The sequence below is a fragment of the Limnohabitans sp. 63ED37-2 genome (assembly GCF_001412535.1).
Lineage (GTDB): Bacteria > Pseudomonadota > Gammaproteobacteria > Burkholderiales > Burkholderiaceae_C > Limnohabitans_A.
Map to the genome: position 1 here is coordinate 1334461 of NZ_CP011774.1, position 17206 is coordinate 1351666.

14 protein-coding genes and 4 riboswitches are annotated in these 17206 nt (G+C 59.9%); of the genes, 4 read left to right on the forward strand and 10 right to left on the reverse strand.

Annotation, left to right across the window (positions count from 1 at the left end):
- Positions 1–116 precede the first annotated feature (116 nt).
- A complete protein-coding gene (locus L63ED372_RS06430) occupies positions 117–749 on the forward strand; it encodes a LysE family translocator (RefSeq protein WP_062404492.1) in 633 nt (210 codons plus the stop codon).
- 138 nt (positions 750–887) lie between these two features.
- Here the strand turns inward: L63ED372_RS06430 and L63ED372_RS06435 are convergent, their stop codons facing one another.
- Complete coding sequence (locus tag L63ED372_RS06435) at positions 888–2813, reverse strand: B12-binding domain-containing radical SAM protein (RefSeq protein WP_062404496.1); 1926 nt, start codon at positions 2811–2813, stop codon at positions 888–890.
- 151 nt (positions 2814–2964) lie between these two features.
- Between L63ED372_RS06435 and L63ED372_RS06440 the strand changes: the two genes are divergently transcribed.
- Entirely contained in the window at positions 2965–4125 is a 1161-nt protein-coding gene (locus L63ED372_RS06440; protein ID WP_062404499.1) for a J domain-containing protein, read from the forward strand.
- On the opposite strand, the gene L63ED372_RS06445 is transcribed toward L63ED372_RS06440, so the two are convergent.
- The 9 genes from L63ED372_RS06445 to L63ED372_RS06485 all read right to left on the reverse strand — a co-directional run bounded on the left by L63ED372_RS06445 (position 4106) and on the right by L63ED372_RS06485 (position 15835).
- The gene (locus tag L63ED372_RS06445) at positions 4106–4588 is read right to left on the reverse strand and encodes a GNAT family N-acetyltransferase (RefSeq protein WP_062404502.1); all 483 of its coding nucleotides are present in this window, start codon (positions 4586–4588) and stop codon (positions 4106–4108) included. The genes L63ED372_RS06440 and L63ED372_RS06445 overlap by 20 nt on opposite strands.
- A gap of 2 nt (positions 4589–4590) precedes the next feature.
- On the reverse strand, positions 4591–5850 hold the full coding sequence (locus L63ED372_RS06450; protein WP_062404505.1) for a D-amino acid dehydrogenase: 1260 nt from the start codon (positions 5848–5850) through the stop codon (positions 4591–4593).
- Positions 5851–5912: 62 nt separating this feature from the next.
- Positions 5913–6017: riboswitch (glycine riboswitch) on the reverse strand.
- A gap of 21 nt (positions 6018–6038) precedes the next feature.
- A riboswitch (glycine riboswitch) is annotated at positions 6039–6132 on the reverse strand.
- Positions 6133–6169: 37 nt separating this feature from the next.
- Positions 6170–9076 carry an aminomethyl-transferring glycine dehydrogenase gene (gcvP, locus tag L63ED372_RS06455; protein ID WP_062404508.1) on the reverse strand — a complete coding sequence of 969 codons (2907 nt, stop codon included), beginning with the start codon at positions 9074–9076 and terminating at the stop codon, positions 6170–6172.
- 121 nt (positions 9077–9197) lie between these two features.
- Positions 9198–9563, reverse strand: coding sequence for a glycine cleavage system protein GcvH (gene gcvH / locus L63ED372_RS06460; RefSeq protein ID WP_197275333.1), 366 nt, complete (start codon positions 9561–9563; stop codon positions 9198–9200).
- A 118-nt stretch (positions 9564–9681) separates the two neighbouring features.
- Positions 9682–10821 carry a glycine cleavage system aminomethyltransferase GcvT gene (gcvT, locus tag L63ED372_RS06465; protein WP_062407746.1) on the reverse strand — a complete coding sequence of 380 codons (1140 nt, stop codon included), beginning with the start codon at positions 10819–10821 and terminating at the stop codon, positions 9682–9684.
- A gap of 42 nt (positions 10822–10863) precedes the next feature.
- Positions 10864–10996: riboswitch (glycine riboswitch) on the reverse strand.
- 9 nt (positions 10997–11005) lie between these two features.
- Positions 11006–11123: riboswitch (glycine riboswitch) on the reverse strand.
- Between the two features lie 9 nt (positions 11124–11132).
- Positions 11133–12410, reverse strand: coding sequence for a TRAP transporter large permease (locus L63ED372_RS06470; RefSeq protein WP_062404514.1), 1278 nt, complete (start codon positions 12408–12410; stop codon positions 11133–11135).
- Positions 12407–12901 (reverse strand): TRAP transporter small permease, encoded by a 495-nt coding sequence (locus L63ED372_RS06475; RefSeq protein ID WP_062404517.1) that lies wholly within the window; start codon positions 12899–12901, stop codon positions 12407–12409. Before L63ED372_RS06475 ends, L63ED372_RS06470 begins: the two co-directional genes overlap by 4 nt.
- Positions 12902–12976: 75 nt before the next feature.
- On the reverse strand, positions 12977–13948 hold the full coding sequence (locus L63ED372_RS06480; protein ID WP_062404519.1) for a TRAP transporter substrate-binding protein: 972 nt from the start codon (positions 13946–13948) through the stop codon (positions 12977–12979).
- 195 nt (positions 13949–14143) lie between these two features.
- The gene (locus L63ED372_RS06485; protein ID WP_062404522.1) at positions 14144–15835 is read right to left on the reverse strand and encodes an electron transfer flavoprotein-ubiquinone oxidoreductase; all 1692 of its coding nucleotides are present in this window, start codon (positions 15833–15835) and stop codon (positions 14144–14146) included.
- A gap of 150 nt (positions 15836–15985) precedes the next feature.
- On the opposite strand from L63ED372_RS06485, the gene L63ED372_RS06490 reads away from it, so the two are divergent.
- Both L63ED372_RS06490 and L63ED372_RS06495 read left to right on the forward strand, forming a co-directional pair.
- Positions 15986–16768 (forward strand): SDR family oxidoreductase, encoded by a 783-nt coding sequence (locus L63ED372_RS06490; protein WP_062404525.1) that lies wholly within the window; start codon positions 15986–15988, stop codon positions 16766–16768.
- Positions 16769–16778: 10 nt separating this feature from the next.
- The gene (locus L63ED372_RS06495) at positions 16779–17201 is read left to right on the forward strand and encodes an acyl-CoA thioesterase (RefSeq protein WP_062404528.1); all 423 of its coding nucleotides are present in this window, start codon (positions 16779–16781) and stop codon (positions 17199–17201) included.
- The last annotated feature ends 5 nt before the right edge of the window (positions 17202–17206 follow it).

Sequence of the window (17206 nt, forward strand, 5' to 3'; positions counted from 1 at the left end):
ATGCTACATTAGATTCATTTAAAGCTTTCGGCGACTTGTTAGCAAGCTCTCAAACGCTTGGAATTGACGAGGCACAATCGGAATGCTTTTTTAGATGGTTCTTTTCAAGGTAATCAATGGGTTTGCAAACGTGGTGGCTTTTTGTGCTGATGACTTTTGTGGTGTCGGCCACGCCGGGGCCCAACATGCTCTTGGTCATGAGCCACGGTGCCCGTTTTGGACTGCGACCCGCCATCTGGACCATGTCCGGCTGCATGACTGCTCTGATCGGCATGGTCAGCATTTCAGCCGCAGGTGTCGGGGCTTTGCTGCACAGCTTTCCTGCTGTGTTTGACGCGCTGCGCTATCTGGGGGCGGCTTACTTGGCCTATTTGGGCTACAACTTGTGGTGTGCGGGCGTGCCCACGGGTGATGCGCCCACCAGTGCGGCTGTGACCGAAGAGGGCCAACGCAGTGCGGGCTCTTTTTATCGTCAGGGGCTGGCGGTGGCGGCGAGCAATCCCAAGGCCATTGTGTTTGCAGCGGCGTTTTTCCCGCAGTTCATCCAAGCCGATCGGCCTGCGGGCCTGCAGTTTGCGGTTTTGTTGATCACCTTCACCGTCATCGAGGTCAGTTGGTACCTGATCTACGCCCTGAGTGGTCACAAGTTGTCACGCTTTTTGCACCAAGGCCATGTGATGAAAAACTTCAACCGCGTCACGGGTGGCGTATTTGTGGGCTTTGCCGCTTTGATGGCCGCCAGCCGCTGAAGTTCTTGGGGGTGTTGCGGCCTTCTCGGCTTTGCCCCCGCTAACTGTGCGCCAATCTGTGGATAAGCCCATGAACAAGCGCTGAAACCCGCATGCCTGTGGCCTTGGCAGCGGTTGCCTGAAAATTAAGCAGTGGCTTCAACCCAGCGCTTTGGCAATCTTGTGGCGCGGCACGGTGGTTTTGGGGCACTGCCCCTTGGGCAGCTCAAACCACTGGCGCACATCGTTTTCTACGCCTACGCCGTGCATGAAGTTGTAGATGGCTTTTTTAAGGCCCTGGCCCAGCAGGTCGTGGTCCACGCCCGGGGGCATGGGGGTGGGGTCGACAAAGCCCACATCGTTTTTGGCAAACGTGCCTTCGGGCAGGGGCAAGAGCGTCACGCCATAGGCCTCGGGGTTTCGGCCCACGGGTGAATGCACGGTGCAGACAAAGCGGTGGAAAAAGCCGCTGTGGATGCAGCCGTTTTCAAACAGCTGGCGCACGTATTCGAGCGCGTCCACCGTGTCTTGCACGGTTTGTGTGGGAAAGCCGTACATCAGGTAGGCGTGGACCAGCACGCCCGCATCGGCAAAGCCTTTGGTGACCTGCGCCACCTGCTCCACCGAGACACCTTTTTTCATCAGGCTGAGCAAGCGGTCCGACGCGACTTCGAGCCCGCCCGACATGGCAATGCAGCCGCTTTGCGCCAGCAGCTCGCACAGCCCGGGGGTGAAGGTTTTCTCAAAGCGGATGTTGCCCCACCACGAGATCTGCACACCACGGCGTAGCAGCTCTTCGGCCAGGGCCTTGAGTGCTTTGGGTGGTGCGGCCTCGTCCACAAAGTGAAAGCCGGTCTGGCCCGTCTCGGCCACGATCTGCTCGATGCGGTCCACCAGCGTGCTGGCCTGCGCGGTTTCGTAGCGGCTGATGTAGTCCAGGCTCACGTCGCAAAAGCTGCATTTCTTCCAGTAGCAACCGTGCGCCACGGTGAGCTTGTTCCAGCGCCCGTCGCTCCACAAGCGGTTCATGGGGTTGAGCATGTCCAGCAGTGACAGGTATTTGTGCAGCGGCAAACCGTCCCAAGTGGCCGTGCCCACCTCTTCAAACGGGATGTCGGGCTCTTGCAGGTTGATGTACTGCACCTGGCCTGTGTCATTCCTGATGAAGGTGCGCTGCAGGCGCTGCATGCTGCGCTGGCCTTGCAGGTACTCAATCAGGCTGAGCAGTGGGCGCTCGCCGCCGTCGAGCGTGACGAAATCCACATGGTCGAACACGCGGGCGTCTTTGAGGTCACGCAGTTCCGTGTTCACAAAGCCGCCGCCCAAGCCAATGCGGATGTGCGGGTGAGCACGCTTGATGCATTGGGCGATGCGAAACGCCGCATAGACCGAACCGGGAAAGGGCACCGACAGCAACACCAGTGTCGGCTGGTGGCGCTCTATGGCTTGCAATGCCAAGCGCTCCAACGTGGTGTCGATCAGGTTGGGTGATTCAGCCAAAGCCTCGGCCAGCGCATCAAAGCTGGGCTGGCTGGCCGCTAGGCGCTCGGCGTAGCGCACGAATTCAAAGCCTTCGTCCACGGCGTCGCGCAGCACATCGGCCAGGTCGTTCAGGTACAGCGTGGCCAAGTGCCGGGCGCGGTCGGTCTGGCCCAGTGCGCCAAAGGCCCAGCCGATCGGGTCGCCTGTGCCGTCGTCTTCGTAGGCGTCGAGTGCCGCAAACCGTGGGCCTTCGGGCAAAAAGCCACGGCCTGCGATGCGGTGGCTGAGCGTGCTGTCGCGGCCCTGCAAAAACGCGATCACCGGGTCGATGCTGACGGCGTAGTCGTTGAAGTGGTCGAGGAAGAAATTCACCGGGCCCGAGCGTTCTTCGACGGGTAAAGCGAGCGCCGCGTCGCGCAGGTCGGCCAGCCCTTGTTTGTTCAGCAAGGCCAGCACCGTGGCGAGCGCCAGGTCTTCTTGAACCGCATCAAAACCCCGCGAACGCAAAAAACCCGTGAGATAAGCCGTGGACGGGTATGGCGTGTTGAGCTGCGTCATCGGCGGGATGAGGCTCAATACTTTGAACGGGGCGGGGCTGGGCATCTGGCGAATGGTTTTTGCAAAATTGGTTGGATTATCAACGGGCGCAGGCATGTCCACCTGCATTCATGGGGGTACTCACCTTCAGGAACTGGCTTTCAGGGCGTTAACATCCAGCAGCACCGACAGCGACTGTCCGATTGAATGTCATCCGATGACCCCCTTGCCAGAAACACGCCCAGACGCTGCCACGTCCTTGTCTGCCTTGATGGTTCAGTCCAGCACGCAGGCCCCGCTGACCCGTGCACAGCAGCGTTTCAACGATTTGCTGGCCCAGATCGAGCGGCTATCGGGACAGATTCAGCGACTTGAAGCCTGGTCACACAAGCACCGTTATGCGCACATTCAGTCCCTGCGCGAGTCGGTGCAGCTGGCGCAAACGCACCGCAAAAGCCTGCTGCTTTTTGTGCATGAACGCCTGCAAACCGCAGACCTCACTGACCGGCAGCAACGCATGGCACGGGGCATGGTGCGAGGCTTGATCGACCATTTGGCGCCCATGGCCGACCCGCAAGTACAGGCGCTGGCCGATGTGTATGTGAGCGAAGAGGACACCCAAGAAGCGGCCGAGGAGCAGGCCGAGGCGGCGCAGCGACTGCGCGAGCGCATCGAAGAAGCTCTGGGCCAGCCCATTGAAAAGCCCGATCAGTACCAGACGCCTGAAGAGATGATGCAAGCGGGCATGCGCCAATGGCAGCGCCAGCAAGAGGCCGACGAGCAGCGCAAAGCGGCCAAGCGTGCCGCCCGAAAAGCGCAAAAACAAGCCCAAAAGAAAAGCGCAACAGCCGACAAAGGCGAGCTGCCACCCGCCATGCTGCGCGAGGCCGATGCCAAAAGCGCCATCCGCACCGTGTTTCGCCAGCTGGCCAGTGCCCTGCACCCGGACCGTGAGCCTGATGAGCAAGAGCGACTGCGCAAGACTGCGCTGATGAGCGAAGTGAATGCCGCTTATGAAAAAAACGACCTGAGCACTTTGCTGCGCCTGCAACTGCAGGTCACGCAGGTCAAGCCGGGCGGTGCCGCCCGCATGGCCGATGCCCAGCTGATGGCCATGGCTTTTTTGCTGAAGGAGCAAGTGGCCGCCCTGGAGGACGATTTAGACCAATTGCAAAGCCGCCTCAGCCGGGAGTTGTGCTTGACGGTGCGGGCCGATGCCGATGAGGCGTCGATGTCGCAAGGCTTGCAACGCATTCAGGCCGACCAGCGGCACAGCGCCGACAGCCTGCAGGCCGATTTACGGCGGATTCAAAACGATGCCGAATTCAAGCGCTGGCTGAAAGAGCAGTGGCAGTTGGCTAAAGCCACTTCTGCATGAAGCTGGCCTGGCCCGCTGCGGGGTCGAGCGCATAAGGCTCAAAGCCAAAGCCCAAATAACTTTTTAAGGCCCGCGAGTTGCCCGTCAGCACTTCCAAGGTGAGCTTGCAGCAGCCGCGACTTTTGGCGTGCTGCTCGGCAGCCGCCAGCAAAGCCTGGCCCACCCCCGTACCCCGGTGGCCAGGGAGCACGGCGATGTCGTGGATGTTCATCAGGGGCCGCGCTTTGAAGGTCGAATAGCCCTCGATGCAATTGACCAGACCCACAGGCGCCTTGTCCAGCCAGGCGATGAAACTGGCCGCATCGGTGCGTGCGGCCAGGTCGTCACACAGGCGGGCTTTCACATCCTGAGCCAATGGCTCGCCACCGCCCATCGGGTCTTGGGCATAGGCGTCCAAAAGCATCACCAAGGCTTGGCGGTGCGTGGGGTTTTGGTAGTCAACGGGCAGGACGTGAAGTGTCATGGTCAGGCAGCGGCAGGGGTCATGAAAGAGTGCACATTGTCCTGCATCGCGGCCATCACATGGCCCGCCAATTGATGCGCTGTGATGGCGCTCAGCGTCCAGCCCAGGTGGCCGTGGCCAGTGTTGTAGAACACGTTGGCTTTTTTGCCCGCACCCACGCGCGGCAGCATGTTGGGCATCATGGGGCGCAGGCCAGCCCATGGCACCACCTTGCGGGTGTCGATGCCTGGGAAGCACTGGTTGACCCACTGAATCAATGGCTGGATGCGGTCGGCGCGGATGTCCAGGTTGATGCCATTGAACTCGGCCGTGCCCGCCACGCGGAAGCGGTCATCACCCAAGCGGCTGGTGACGAGCTTGGTCTCGTCGTCGAGCAGGCTGACCTGCGGCGCGGCGGCTTGGCTGGCACCGTCGGGCAGGTTCACGGTGATCGAGTAGCCCTTGACGGGGTAGATGTTCAGGCGGTCTCCCAGCTGCGCGGCCAAACGGCGACCATGCACGCCAGCACAAATCACGATGCCGTCAAAGGTCAGCGAGTCGGTATCGCCGGCATGTTTGACCTGCACAAAAGCGCTTTGGCCGTTGGCGGCCACGCTCAGGACTTCGTGCTCGTTGAGAATATTGACGCCCAGGCGCTCGCAAGCTTTGGCCAGGCCGTAGGTGAACTTGTGGATGTCACCTGTGGAGTCGCTCTCGGTGAAATAGCCACCGTAGTAGTTGCCGTGCAGGGTGGGCTCGATGGCCTTGATCTCTTCGGGCGTCACCGCGCGGCGGGGCAGGCCACCCTGGGCCAGCAGCTTGGAGACTTGACCTGCATGGTCAAAGCCCTTTTTGTCGCGGTAAAAGTGCAGGATGCCTTCGCGCTTGTGGTCGAACTCGATGCCCTCGGCCTTGGCCCAGGCAAAGTGGTGCTCGCGCGATTCGATGGCCAGCTGCGCGGTGGCGATGGTGTTCTCACGGTACTTGGGCATGGCGGCCATGAACTCGGCCATCCAGCTGAGTTTGTGCCAGGTGGGGGTGGGGTTCATCAACAAGGGCGCGTCATTTTTGAACATCCACTTCAGGCCCTTGATGATGGTCGAGGGGTGCGTCCAGACCTCGGCGTTGGAGGCCGAGAGCTGGCCGCCGTTGGCATAAGACGTTTCCATGCCGGGGTAGCGGTTTTTTTCGATCAGGGTGACCTGGATGCCTTGCTGGGCCAGGGCGTAGGCGGAGGTAACGCCGGTGATGCCGCCGCCAATGATGACCATGTGCTTTTTCATGAAGCTTCTCTCGTTGATGCGTCTCAAACGGTTGGACACGCTGCGCACCGGATGTGCGTGGCATGACCCCCTCTGTTTGAAACCTGAGAGATTCACCGAACCCTGTTCGGCTTGCTCCTGCGGTGGACCCCGGTGACGAACCGGGGGCGCTCTTCAGAGTGTGTGGCGCCTCATCCGGGGATGGGGGCCAGCCTGCATCGGTCCTTTTGCCTGAGAGTTTCCGGGGCGGTTGCTCCTTCGGCGCTGTCAGCTGCTGCTGACAGTCTCTCCCGATGCGGGATTTTTTGTTTTGAGGCGGTGGTCTTTCCTGGTGTGTGGATCAGGCGTCATCGCCCACCGGGATGCAGCTGCAAAACAGGTTGCGGTCGCCATGCACGTTGTCGACCCGGCCCACTTGCGGCCAGTACTTCACGCTGCCGGACACGCGCTGGGCTTGCGCGGCGCCGACTTCGCGGCTGTAGGGGCGGGTCCATTCGCTGCCCAGCAGGCTGTCGGCGGTGTGGGGTGCGTTTTTGAGCGGGTTGTTGTCTTGGGGCCAGCTGCCGTTTTCCACTTGGCGAATCTCTTCGCGGATGGCGATCATCGCGTCGATGAAACGGTCAATCTCTTCGAGTGTTTCGCTCTCAGTGGGCTCGACCATCAGGGTGTTGGCTACCGGGAAGCTCAGTGTGGGTGCGTGAAAGCCATAGTCCATCAATCGCTTGGCCACGTCTTCGGCCATCACGCCGCAGCTGTCTTTGAAGTGGCGCAGGTCCAGGATGCATTCGTGTGCCACATGACCGCTGTCGCTGGCGTACAGCGTGGGGTAGTGGGCGCTGAGGCGTTTGCTGATGTAGTTGGCCGCCAAAATCGCCGACTCTGTCGCGTGCTTCAGGCCCTCTGCGCCCATCATGCGGCAGTACATCCAGCTGATGGGCAGCACAGCGGCATTGCCCAAGGGGGCAGCGCTCACAGCACCCACGCCGTTGACCGGCACGCCGCCTGTGGCGTGGCCCGGCAGATAAGGCACCAGATCTTCGACCACGCACACCGGGCCGACACCGGGCCCGCCACCGCCGTGTGGGATGCAGAAGGTCTTGTGCAGGTTCAGGTGGCTCACGTCGCCGCCAAACTCGCCCGGTGCGGCCACGCCCACCAGGGCGTTCATGTTGGCACCGTCCACGTATACACGGCCGCCGTGTTGGTGCACCAGCTCGCAGAGCTGCTTGACCTGGGTCTCGAACACGCCATGGGTGCTGGGGTAGGTGATCATGACAGTGGCCAGGTTGGCGCTGTGCTGCTCGCACTTGGCTTGCAGGTCGGCCATGTCCACGTTGCCGTTGGTGTCGCATTGGGTGACGACGACTTGCATGCCGACCATCTGGGCGCTGGCGGGGTTGGTGCCGTGGGCGCTGGATGGGATCAGGCAGATGTTGCGGTGGCCCTGGCCTTGGGCGCGGTGGTAGGCCTGGATGACCAAGAGACCTGCGTATTCGCCTTGCGAACCGGCGTTGGGCTGCAGGCTGATGCCTTTGTAGCCGGTGGCTTGGCACAGCCAGTCGCGCAATTGCTGGTCCAGCTGGGCATAGCCCTTGAGTTGCTCAGCGGGGGCAAAGGGGTGGACACCTGCAAACTCGGGCCAGGTGATGGGGATCATCTCGCTGGTGGCGTTGAGTTTCATGGTGCAGCTGCCCAACGGGATCATGCTGCGGTCGAGCGCCAGGTCTTTGTCCGACAGCTGGCGGATGTAGCGCAGCATGCCGGTCTCGGAGTGGTAGCGGTTGAAGACCGGGTGCGTGAGGAAATCGCTGGTGCGGCGCAGCTCGGTCGGGATCAGGGGCTCGACACCTTTTTCAAACGCATCGAAGTTGGGCAGCGCCTGGCCTGGGGGGGCCGATTCGGCGGCGAACACTTGCCACAGGGCGTGGATGTCCTCGCGTGTGGTGGTTTCGTCCAGCGAGATGGACACGCTCTTGTCGCAAGCCTTGCGCAGGTTCATGCCCGCTTGCCGAGCGCGTTCGATGATCGGGGCCGAGGACTCGCCGATGGCGATCCACACGGTGTCAAAGGCGGTTTCTTTGCGCAGCTTGAAGCCCAAGGTCTGCAGTCCTTGCGCAAAGATCGCGGTGTAAGTGGCCACGCGGCCGGCGATGCGCTTCAAGCCTTCGGGGCCGTGGTACACGGCGTACATGCTGGCAACCACGGCAGGGAGCACCTGCGCGGTGCAGATGTTGCTGGTGGCTTTTTCGCGGCGGATGTGTTGCTCGCGGGTCTGCAGTGCCAGGCGGTAGGCGGGTTTGCCATGCACGTCCACACTCACGCCCACCAAGCGGCCGGGCAGGGAGCGTTTGTAGGCATCGCGGCAGGCCATGAAGGCGGCATGGGGTCCGCCTGCGCCCATGGGCATGCCCAAGCGTTGTGTGGTGCCCACCACGATGTCGGCTCCCATTTCACCAGGGGCCTTGAGCAGGGTGAGGGCCAGCAGGTCAGCGGCCACGATCAGGGCAGCGGATTGCGCATGGCTTTGCGCGGCATAGCCGCTGAGGTCTTCCACCAGCCCGGTGCTGCAGGGGTACTGCACGAGCGCGGCAAAGTGCTCAGCGTTCATCGCAGCGGTGAAGGCGTCGGCGCTCTGCGGCACCAGCACCTCAATGCCCAAGGGTTGGGCACGCGTCTGGATCACTTCGATGGTTTGCGGATGGCAAGCGCGTGAGACCACGAAGACTTTGCTTTTGCTTTTGACGGTGCGCATGGCCAGCGTCATGGCCTCGGCAGCGGCCGTGGCCTCGTCGAGCATGGAGGCGTTGGCGATGTCCATGGCCGTGAGGTCGGTCACCATGGTCTGGAAGTTGACCAGCGCTTCCATGCGGCCTTGTGAAATTTCAGCCTGATAGGGCGTGTAAGCGGTGTACCAAGCGGGGTTTTCGAGGATGTTGCGCAGGATCACACCCGGTGTGTGCGTGCCGTAATAGCCTTGGCCGATGAAACTCTTGAGTAACTGGTTTTGCTGCGCCATGCTTTTGAGCTCGGCCAGTGCTGCAGCTTCGCTCACCGGGGCGGGCAGGTCCATGGCCTGGGCGCGGGCGATGCTGCGCGGCACGATGGACTCAATCAGGGCGCGGCGCGAGGCCTCACCGATCACGCTGAGCATGTGCTGTTCGTCGGCAGCGCTGATGCCAATGTGGCGGGCGATGAATTCGGATGGGTTTTCGAGTTCGCCCAAGGGCTTGAGGGTGGACATCAGCATGGCATTACCTGGAGGGTTGAGAATAGATCGCTTCGTACCTCGCGATGACTTTCAAGCCGATGTACTCGACTGAGTCATTGCGAGCGCAGCGCAGCAATCTAAGTTGACAAACGTTGGTCTTTTATGAGGCAGAAAACTGCTTGTAGGCCGTCTCGTCCAGCAGCGCGTCGACTTGCGCTGGGTTGGACAACTTGACTTTGAAGAACCAGCCTTTGCCCAGCGGGTCGGTGTTGGCCAGCGAGGGGTCGCCGCGCAGTTCTTCGTTCACCTCGGTGACTTCGCCGTCCACGGGCATGTAAACGTCGGCGGCGGCTTTGACCGATTCGACGACGCCAGCGACCTCTTTGGCCGCAAAAGTCTTCCCGACTTCGGGCAGGTCGACAAACACCACATCGCCCAATGCGTCTTGCGCATGGTGGGTGATGCCAACGACGGCGGTGTCGCCATCAATTTGCAACCATTCGTGGTCTTCGGTGTACTTGATCATGAGGGGGCTCCTTCTGTGTGTTCGGTTCATTCAATCGGGGTCAGATCCCCATTGTTTGGCTTATGTGAATGCGTGAATTTAATTGGGATCTGACCCCGATTAATGACCCCGATTAATTTCAACCGCGGTGATAGCGGTTGGGGACGAAGGGCAGGGAGTTGATTTGCATGGGCACGGGTTTGCCGCGCACCATGGCGTTCAGACGTGTGCCCGACGCTGCATATTCTGCCTGCACATAGGCCAGCGCCACGGGCTGGTTGGCGGTGGGGGCGAGCAGGCCGCTGGTGACTTCGCCCACTTTCTGGCCAGCGTCGTTGTGCAACTCGACATGCTCGCGTACCGGCACACGTTCCAGACCCACCAGACCCACACGAAGACGCTGCGCGGGGGCTGTACCGTCGAGTTGAGCCAGCACCTTGTTGGCCCCCGGAAAACCGCCCGCACGCGCACCGCCTGTGCGGCGCACCTTTTGCATGGCCCAATTCAAGTTCGCTTCGACCGGGGTGGTGGTGGTGTCGATGTCGTTGCCATACAGGCACAGCCCGGCTTCGAGGCGCAGGGAGTTGCGGGCGCCTAGGCCAATGGGTTTGACTTCGGGCTGGGCCAGCAGGCGGAGGGCAAAGGCCTCGGCGGCGTGGGCGGGCAGGGAAATTTCAAAACCGTCTTCGCCGGTGTAGCCGCTGCGAGTCACGTAGAGGTCAGCGCCGTCCACCTCAAAAGCTGCGCCGGTCATGAACACGAGTTTTTCGACACCGGGCAAAAGGCGTTGCAAAGCGGTCACCGCTTGCGGGCCTTGCAGGGCCAGCAAGGCGCGGTCAAATTGGGTCGTGATGGTGCAGCGGCCGCCAATGCGCTGCTGGATATGCGCCAGGTCACCATGCTTGCAAGCGCCGTTGACGATCACAAAAATATCGCCGCCGTTGGCCACATCGCGGTTCACGAACATCAGGTCGTCGATGATGCCGCCCTCGTCATTGAGCAGCAGGCCGTAGCGCTGTTTGTGCACGCCCAGACCGATCACGTCCACCGGCATCAGGCTCTCGAAGGCGGCAGCGGCATCGGGGCCGCTCAGGCACAACTGGCCCATGTGCGAAACATCGAACAGGCCTGCTGCGTTGCGGGTGTGGTGGTGCTCGGCGACCAGGCCAGCGGGGTATTGCACCGGCATGCTGTAGCCCGCAAAAGGCACCATGCGGGCGCCCAGCTCGATGTGCAGGGCGTTCAAAGGGGTGGTAAGCAAGTCGGCAGCAGCGGTCACAAAAACTCCAAGGGCAATGAAAAACCACAGCACATGCTGTGGCTTGCCCTCGCTGTCCGCTTTACCTGAGAGATTCGCCGGGATCGTTCGGTGGGTAAACCAAACACTCTGCGGGTTGCTCCTTCGGTGGATGCCGTGACGCGATGGTCCGGCACCTCTCTCCAGTGAGGTAACGCCTTTATAAAGCGTTTTGTCAGTCCTTTTGCCTGAGCGTTCAGCGGTTTATCCAACCGCCTGCGCCTTCGGCGGCCTGACTTGTTTCACAAGGAAAGACAAGTCAGGCACTCTCCTGACAGAGTTGGATTTTAGCGTTATTTGGCGTACACCAAATCCCGCAATGTCAAAGACAGGGCAGGCACGTAGGTCACCACCATCAAGCAGACCAGGATCACCAGCACAAAGGGGATCAAGTCCTTGATGATGCGATCGAGCGAGATTCGCGCCACCGTACATGCTGCAAACAGGTTCACACCAAAAGGCGGTGTGATCATGCCCAAAGCCAGGTTGACCACCATGACCAGGCCAAAGTGAACCGGGTCAATGCCGAAGTGCATGGCCACTGGGGCCAAGATGGGAGCCAGCACGATGATGGCGGCGCTGGTCTCGATGAACATGCCAATGAGGAATAAGGCTGCGTTGACACCCAGCAAGAAGTAGGCGGGTGACTTGAGCACGTCCTGCAACCAGTGGCCAATTGCTTCGGGCACACCCGCACGGGTGATCAAGAAGGCGAACAGGCCCGCGTTCGCAATGATGAACATGATCACCGCGCTAGACAGCACGGATTTGCGCATGATGATGGCCAAGTCTTTCAGCTTGATCTCGCCGTAAATCACGGTGCCGACGATCAGGGCGTAAAACACCGCCACAGCAGACGCCTCGGTGGGGGTGAACACACCGCCGTAGATGCCACCCAAAATGATGACGGGCATCATGAGCGCCCAACCGGCTTGCCAAGAGGCTTTGCCAAAGCTCAGACGTCCTTCGCCGTCGTTCTTGCCCCAACCTTTGTATTTGCAATAGATCCAGACCCATAACATGAGCGCAAAGCCAATGAAGAGGCCAGGCCCAAAACCGGCAATGAACAATTCACCAATGGACACTTCGGCGCTGACGCCGTACAAGATCATGGGAATCGAGGGCGGGATGATCACGCCCAACTCTGCCGATGTGGCTTGCAAAGCAGCAGCGTAGGTGGTGGGGTAGCCGTGCTTGATGAGTGCCGGGATCAAGATGGTGCCGATGGCGAAGGTGGTGGCCACCGACGAGCCCGAGACAGCTGCAAAAATCATGCAGGTCAGCACGCAGGTCATGGGCAAGCCACCTTGCACGCCGCCCACAATGCTCTTGGCGAACTCCACCAAGCGGCGCGATATGCCACCGGTTTCCATGATGTTGCCCGCCAAAATGAAGAAGGGGATGGCGGCCAGCGGGAATTTGTTGATCGAATTGAACATCTCCTTGACGGAGATGAGCATGTTGGCGTTGCCAATTTGAATGCCGACAATCGCCGACAAACCAATGGACACAGCCACCGAGATGGTGAGTGCAAAACACAGCACCATGGTGCAAAGCATGACGACGCTCATTGTGCGGTCTCCAATTCAAGGCGCTGTGGATCGAGCCAATTGCCGATGATGCTGATCACGCTGAAACATGCGCCCACAGGCAAAGCCATGTAGGCCCAAAACATGGACACATCTTCCAGGCCAATCATGGTCTGGACTTTGCCCCGATTGGCATAGTCCCAGCCCCACCAAATGATGATGCAGACCAAGGTGAGCGCGGCCAAAGCCACGGCGGTGTCCAGGACCTTTTTCATGCGCGGGCCGCTCCAGCGGTAAAGCACGTCCACGCTGACCATCGCACCCTGACGGAAAGCCATGGGTATGCCCATGAAGACCATCCAGATCAGGCTGAAGCGGATGATGACTTCTGTCCATTCAACAGGAACTTCCAGCACAAAGCGGGTGAAAATTTGCAACATGCCCAAACAGGCCGCCAAAGCCAACATCAAGCAGGCTACAAGCATGGAAAAAGCGGTGGTCCACTTTTCTATGCTCAGATAGAGCGAGCGCATAAAAAAATCCTTCACAACAAAATCAAAAAACGCCCGCCAATCCAGGACTGGTCGGGCGTTTCCACAAACTTCAATTTACTTGGTGTTGCGGATGCGGTCCAGGTTGGCTTTGCCGAACTGCTTTTCAAATTCAGCAATGGCCGGTGCCATGGTGGCAATGAACTTGGTCTTGTCGACGTTCTCGATGATGTTCATGCCTTTTTTGCGCAACTCGGCCACGCCGTTGGCATCGTCTTTGTCCACGCGTGCGCGGTTGGCTTTGACAGCCTCTTTGGCCGAGTCCAGGAAGATCTGCTTGTCAGCGGCGCTGAGCTTGTCAAAGCTGGCTTTGTTCATCAAGATCACCGCAGGCGAGTAAACGTGACCCGTGAGTGTCAGGTGCTTTTGCACCTGGTCAAAGTTGGCGGCCATGATCACCGACAGGGGGTTTTCCTGACCGTCCACAGTGCCTTGCTGCAAAGCGGTGAACACTTCAGGGAATGCCATCGGTGTGGTCACAATGCCCAAGCTCTTGTAGGCAGCAACGTGCACGGGGTTTTCCATGGTGCGCATCTTGAGGCCTTTGAGGTCATCAGGCAAATTCACAGGACGCTTGCTGTTGGTCATGTGGCGCACGCCGTTTTCACCCCAGGCCAAAGCTTTGAAGCCTTTGGATTCGAACTTGGTCAGCAGCTCTTGGCCAATAGGGCCATCCAGCACGGCGCGAGCGTGTGCTTTGTCACGGAACAAGAAGGGCACGTCCAGAATGCGAGCTTCTGGCACAAAGTTGGGGACAGGGCCAGTCGATGTGGTGGCCAGTTCTTGGGTGCCCAGTTGCACAGATTCGATGGATTCGCGCTCGCCGCCCAAAGAGCCGGAGTAGAAGTTCTGGATCTTGATGCGGCCGTTGGTGCGACGCTCGACTTCTTTAGACAGGGTGTCGATGGCTTCGCCCTGGTGGGAGTTTTGGCCGACAGAGATGCTGTTGCGCATGGTGATTTGCGCAGAGGCGGTGGTCATGACGCCGATGGCCAGGCTCAGGCCCAGCATCAATTTGCTCAATTTCATTCGAAAGCTCCTCGTAAATCGTTGGACGACAACAAGTTGCGAATCAACTTGTCATACAAGTTTGATTATGGTGTGACCTTTGAGAATGGTGCTTAGGGTTTTCGCGGGGGTGCTGATGCCTAGGTGACCCACCGGCCCCAAGCGTGCATGCCAAAAAAAGAGGCCCTCATGGGCCTCTGGATGGAGATGTCGGATTTACATGCCGGTGTAGTTGGGCCCGCCACCGCCTTCAGGCGTGACCCAGACGATGTTTTGGGTCGGGTCCTTGATGTCGCAAGTCTTGCAGTGCACGCAGTTTTGCGCGTTGATCTGCAGTCGGTCACTGTTGTCGGCGTTCTTGACGTACTCGTACACCCCAGCTGGGCAGTAGCGGCTTTCTGGTCCAGCAAACTTGGCCAGGTTGATGCCCACTGGCACCGACGCGTCTTTCAGCGTCAGGTGGGCGGGCTGGTTTTCTTCGTGGTTGGTGTTGCTGATGAAAACGCTGGACAGGCGGTCAAAGGTCAGCTTGCCGTCCGGTTTCGGGTACTCGATCTTCTCGCACTCGGCCGCAGGCTTTAAATACGTGTGATCGGCCTTGTCTCGGCGCAGGGTCCACGGAATGTGACCACGAAGCACGAATTGCTCAAAACCATTCATCAAAGTCGCCACCGTCAGGCCCTTCTTGAACCAGGTCTTGAAGTTTCGCGATTTGTTGAGCTCTGTGTAGAGCCAGCTGGCTTCAAAGGCCTCTGGGTAGGCGGTCAATTCGTCGTGCTGGCGACCTGCCTGCAGCGCGTCGTAAGCTGCTTCAGCAGCCAGCATGCCGGTTTTGATGGCGGCGTGGCTGCCTTTGATGCGGCTCACGTTCAGATAACCGGCGTCACACCCGACCAATGCACCGCCTGGGAACACGGTTTTGGGCAGGCTCATCAGGCCGCCTGCGGTGATGGCGCGGGCGCCGTAGCCGATGCGCTTGGCGTTGACTTCGCCCTTGTCGTTGGTGAAATACCACTTAATGTTGTTGTGGGTCTTCCAACGCTGGAATTCTTCAAAGGGACTGAGCCAGGGGTTGGCGTAGTCCAGGCCGACCACATAGCCGATGGCGATTTTGTTGTCTTCCATGTGGTACATGAACGCACCACCATAGGTGTCGTTGTTCATGGGCCAGCCGGCGGTGTGCATGACAAAACCGGGGGTGTGGCGTGAGGGGTCAATCTCCCAAACTTCCTTGATGCCGATGCCGTAGGTTTGTGGATCGCGGCCTTCGTCGAGTTTGTATTTGGCGATCAGCTGCTTGCCCAGATGGCCGCGAGCGCCTTCGGCAAACACGGTGTACTTGGCGTGCAGTTCCATGCCCAGCTGGAAGTTCTCGGTGGGTTCGCCGTCTTTGCCCACGCCCAGATTGCCGGTGGCCACACCTTTGACGCTGCCGTCGTCGTTGTAGAGCACTTCAGCGGCGGTGAAGCCTGGGAAGATTTCCACGCCCAAATTCTCGGCCTGCTGGCCCAGCCAGCGGGTGAAGTTAGAGAGGCTGATGATGTAGTTGCCGTGGTTTTGCGCGCACTCGGGCAGGAAGATGCTCGGGGTGCGGGTGGCGCCGGTTTCGCTCAAAAAGCTCCAGGCGTCGTCGGTCACGGGCTGGTTCAGCGGTGCGCCAAGTTCTTTCCAGTTGGGGAAGAGTTCGGTCAGTGCCTTGGGGTCCATGATGGCGCCCGACAGGATGTGCGCGCCGGGCTCGCCGCCTTTTTCCAGCACCACCACGGAGACATCCTGGCCTTTTTCAGCGGCCAGTTGCTTCAGTCGGATGGCTGTGGACAGGCCGCCGGGGCCGCCACCGACCACGACCACGTCGTATTCCATGGATTCGCGGGGGCCGTAAGTGCTCAGGATTTCTTCGGGGCTCATGAACGTCTCTTCTAGGGAAGGGTCAAAACAAATGTCCAGACACGGGGGTGTCGGGCGTGTGACTCATTTTATGCGGCTCTTTTCGGCTTGCCCCGCACAATGGCGTCAGCAGTTTTGCCCCGCAGGGGTTTCCATCTTGAAGGAGTTGTCATGGCTTATGAAATTGATTTGTCCGGCCGCGTAGCCTTGGTCACCGGGGCTTCGGGTGGTTTGGGGGCGCAATTTGCCCGAACCCTGGCCGCAGCAGGCGCGGGGGTGGTGTTGGCCAGTCGCCGCATGGACAAGCTCAAAGACCTGCGGGCCGAGATCGAGGCTGCGGGCGGTGACGCGCATGTGGTCGAGATGGACGTGACCGACCGCCACAGCATTGCCGCTGCTGTGGCACACGCCGAAACCGAGATGGGCAGCATCGACATTTTGGTGAACAACTCGGGCGTGAGCACCACCCAGCGCATCCAGGACGTGACGGAAGAAGACTACGACTTCATCATGAACACCAATGTGCGTGGTGCGTTTTTTGTGGCGCAAGAGGTGGGCAAACGCATGCTGGCCCGCGCCAAGGGCGCAGCGCCAGGCAGTTTTACAGGCGGGCGCATCATCAACATCGCCTCGATGGCGGGCCTGAAGGTGTTGCCGCAAATTGGCGTGTACTGCATGAGCAAGGCCGCCGTGATCCAGATGACCAAGGCTTTTGCGGTCGAGTGGGGCAAGTTCGGCATCAACGTGAACGCGATTTGCCCCGGCTACATCGACACCGAAATCAACCACCACCATTGGCAGACCGAACAAGGTCAAAAGCTCATCAGCATGCTGCCGCGCAAGCGCGTGGGCCAGCCGCAAGACCTGGACGCCTTGTTGATGCTGCTGGCCAGCGACCAGAGCCACTTCATCAACGGCGCGGTGGTGTCAGCCGACGACGGGTTTGCCGTCTGAGGGACAAACCATGAAGCTGGAGTTGCCCGAACGCAAGAAGTTGGTCAATGAATTGGTCATTCCCATTCGCTGGGGTGACATGGACGCCATGGGTCACGTCAACAACACGGTGTATTTCCGCTACCTGGAGAGCACCCGCATTGACTGGTTTGACAAGATCGGTTTCACCCCGAACCCCCAGGGCGAAGGCCCAGTGATCGTCAACGCCTTTTGCAATTTCTACAAACAGTTTGAATACCCGGGCAACATCTTGGCCAAGATGTATGTGAGCGACCCTGGTCGCACCACGTTTGAGAGCTGGTGCACGCTGGAGCGCACCGACCAGCCCGGGGTGATCTTTGCTGCTGGTGGCGCGACCACGATTTGGGTGGATTTTCCCAAGCAAAAAGCCGTGAACTTGCCCGAATGGGTGCGGGCTTTGGTCAGCGACTGAAAGCT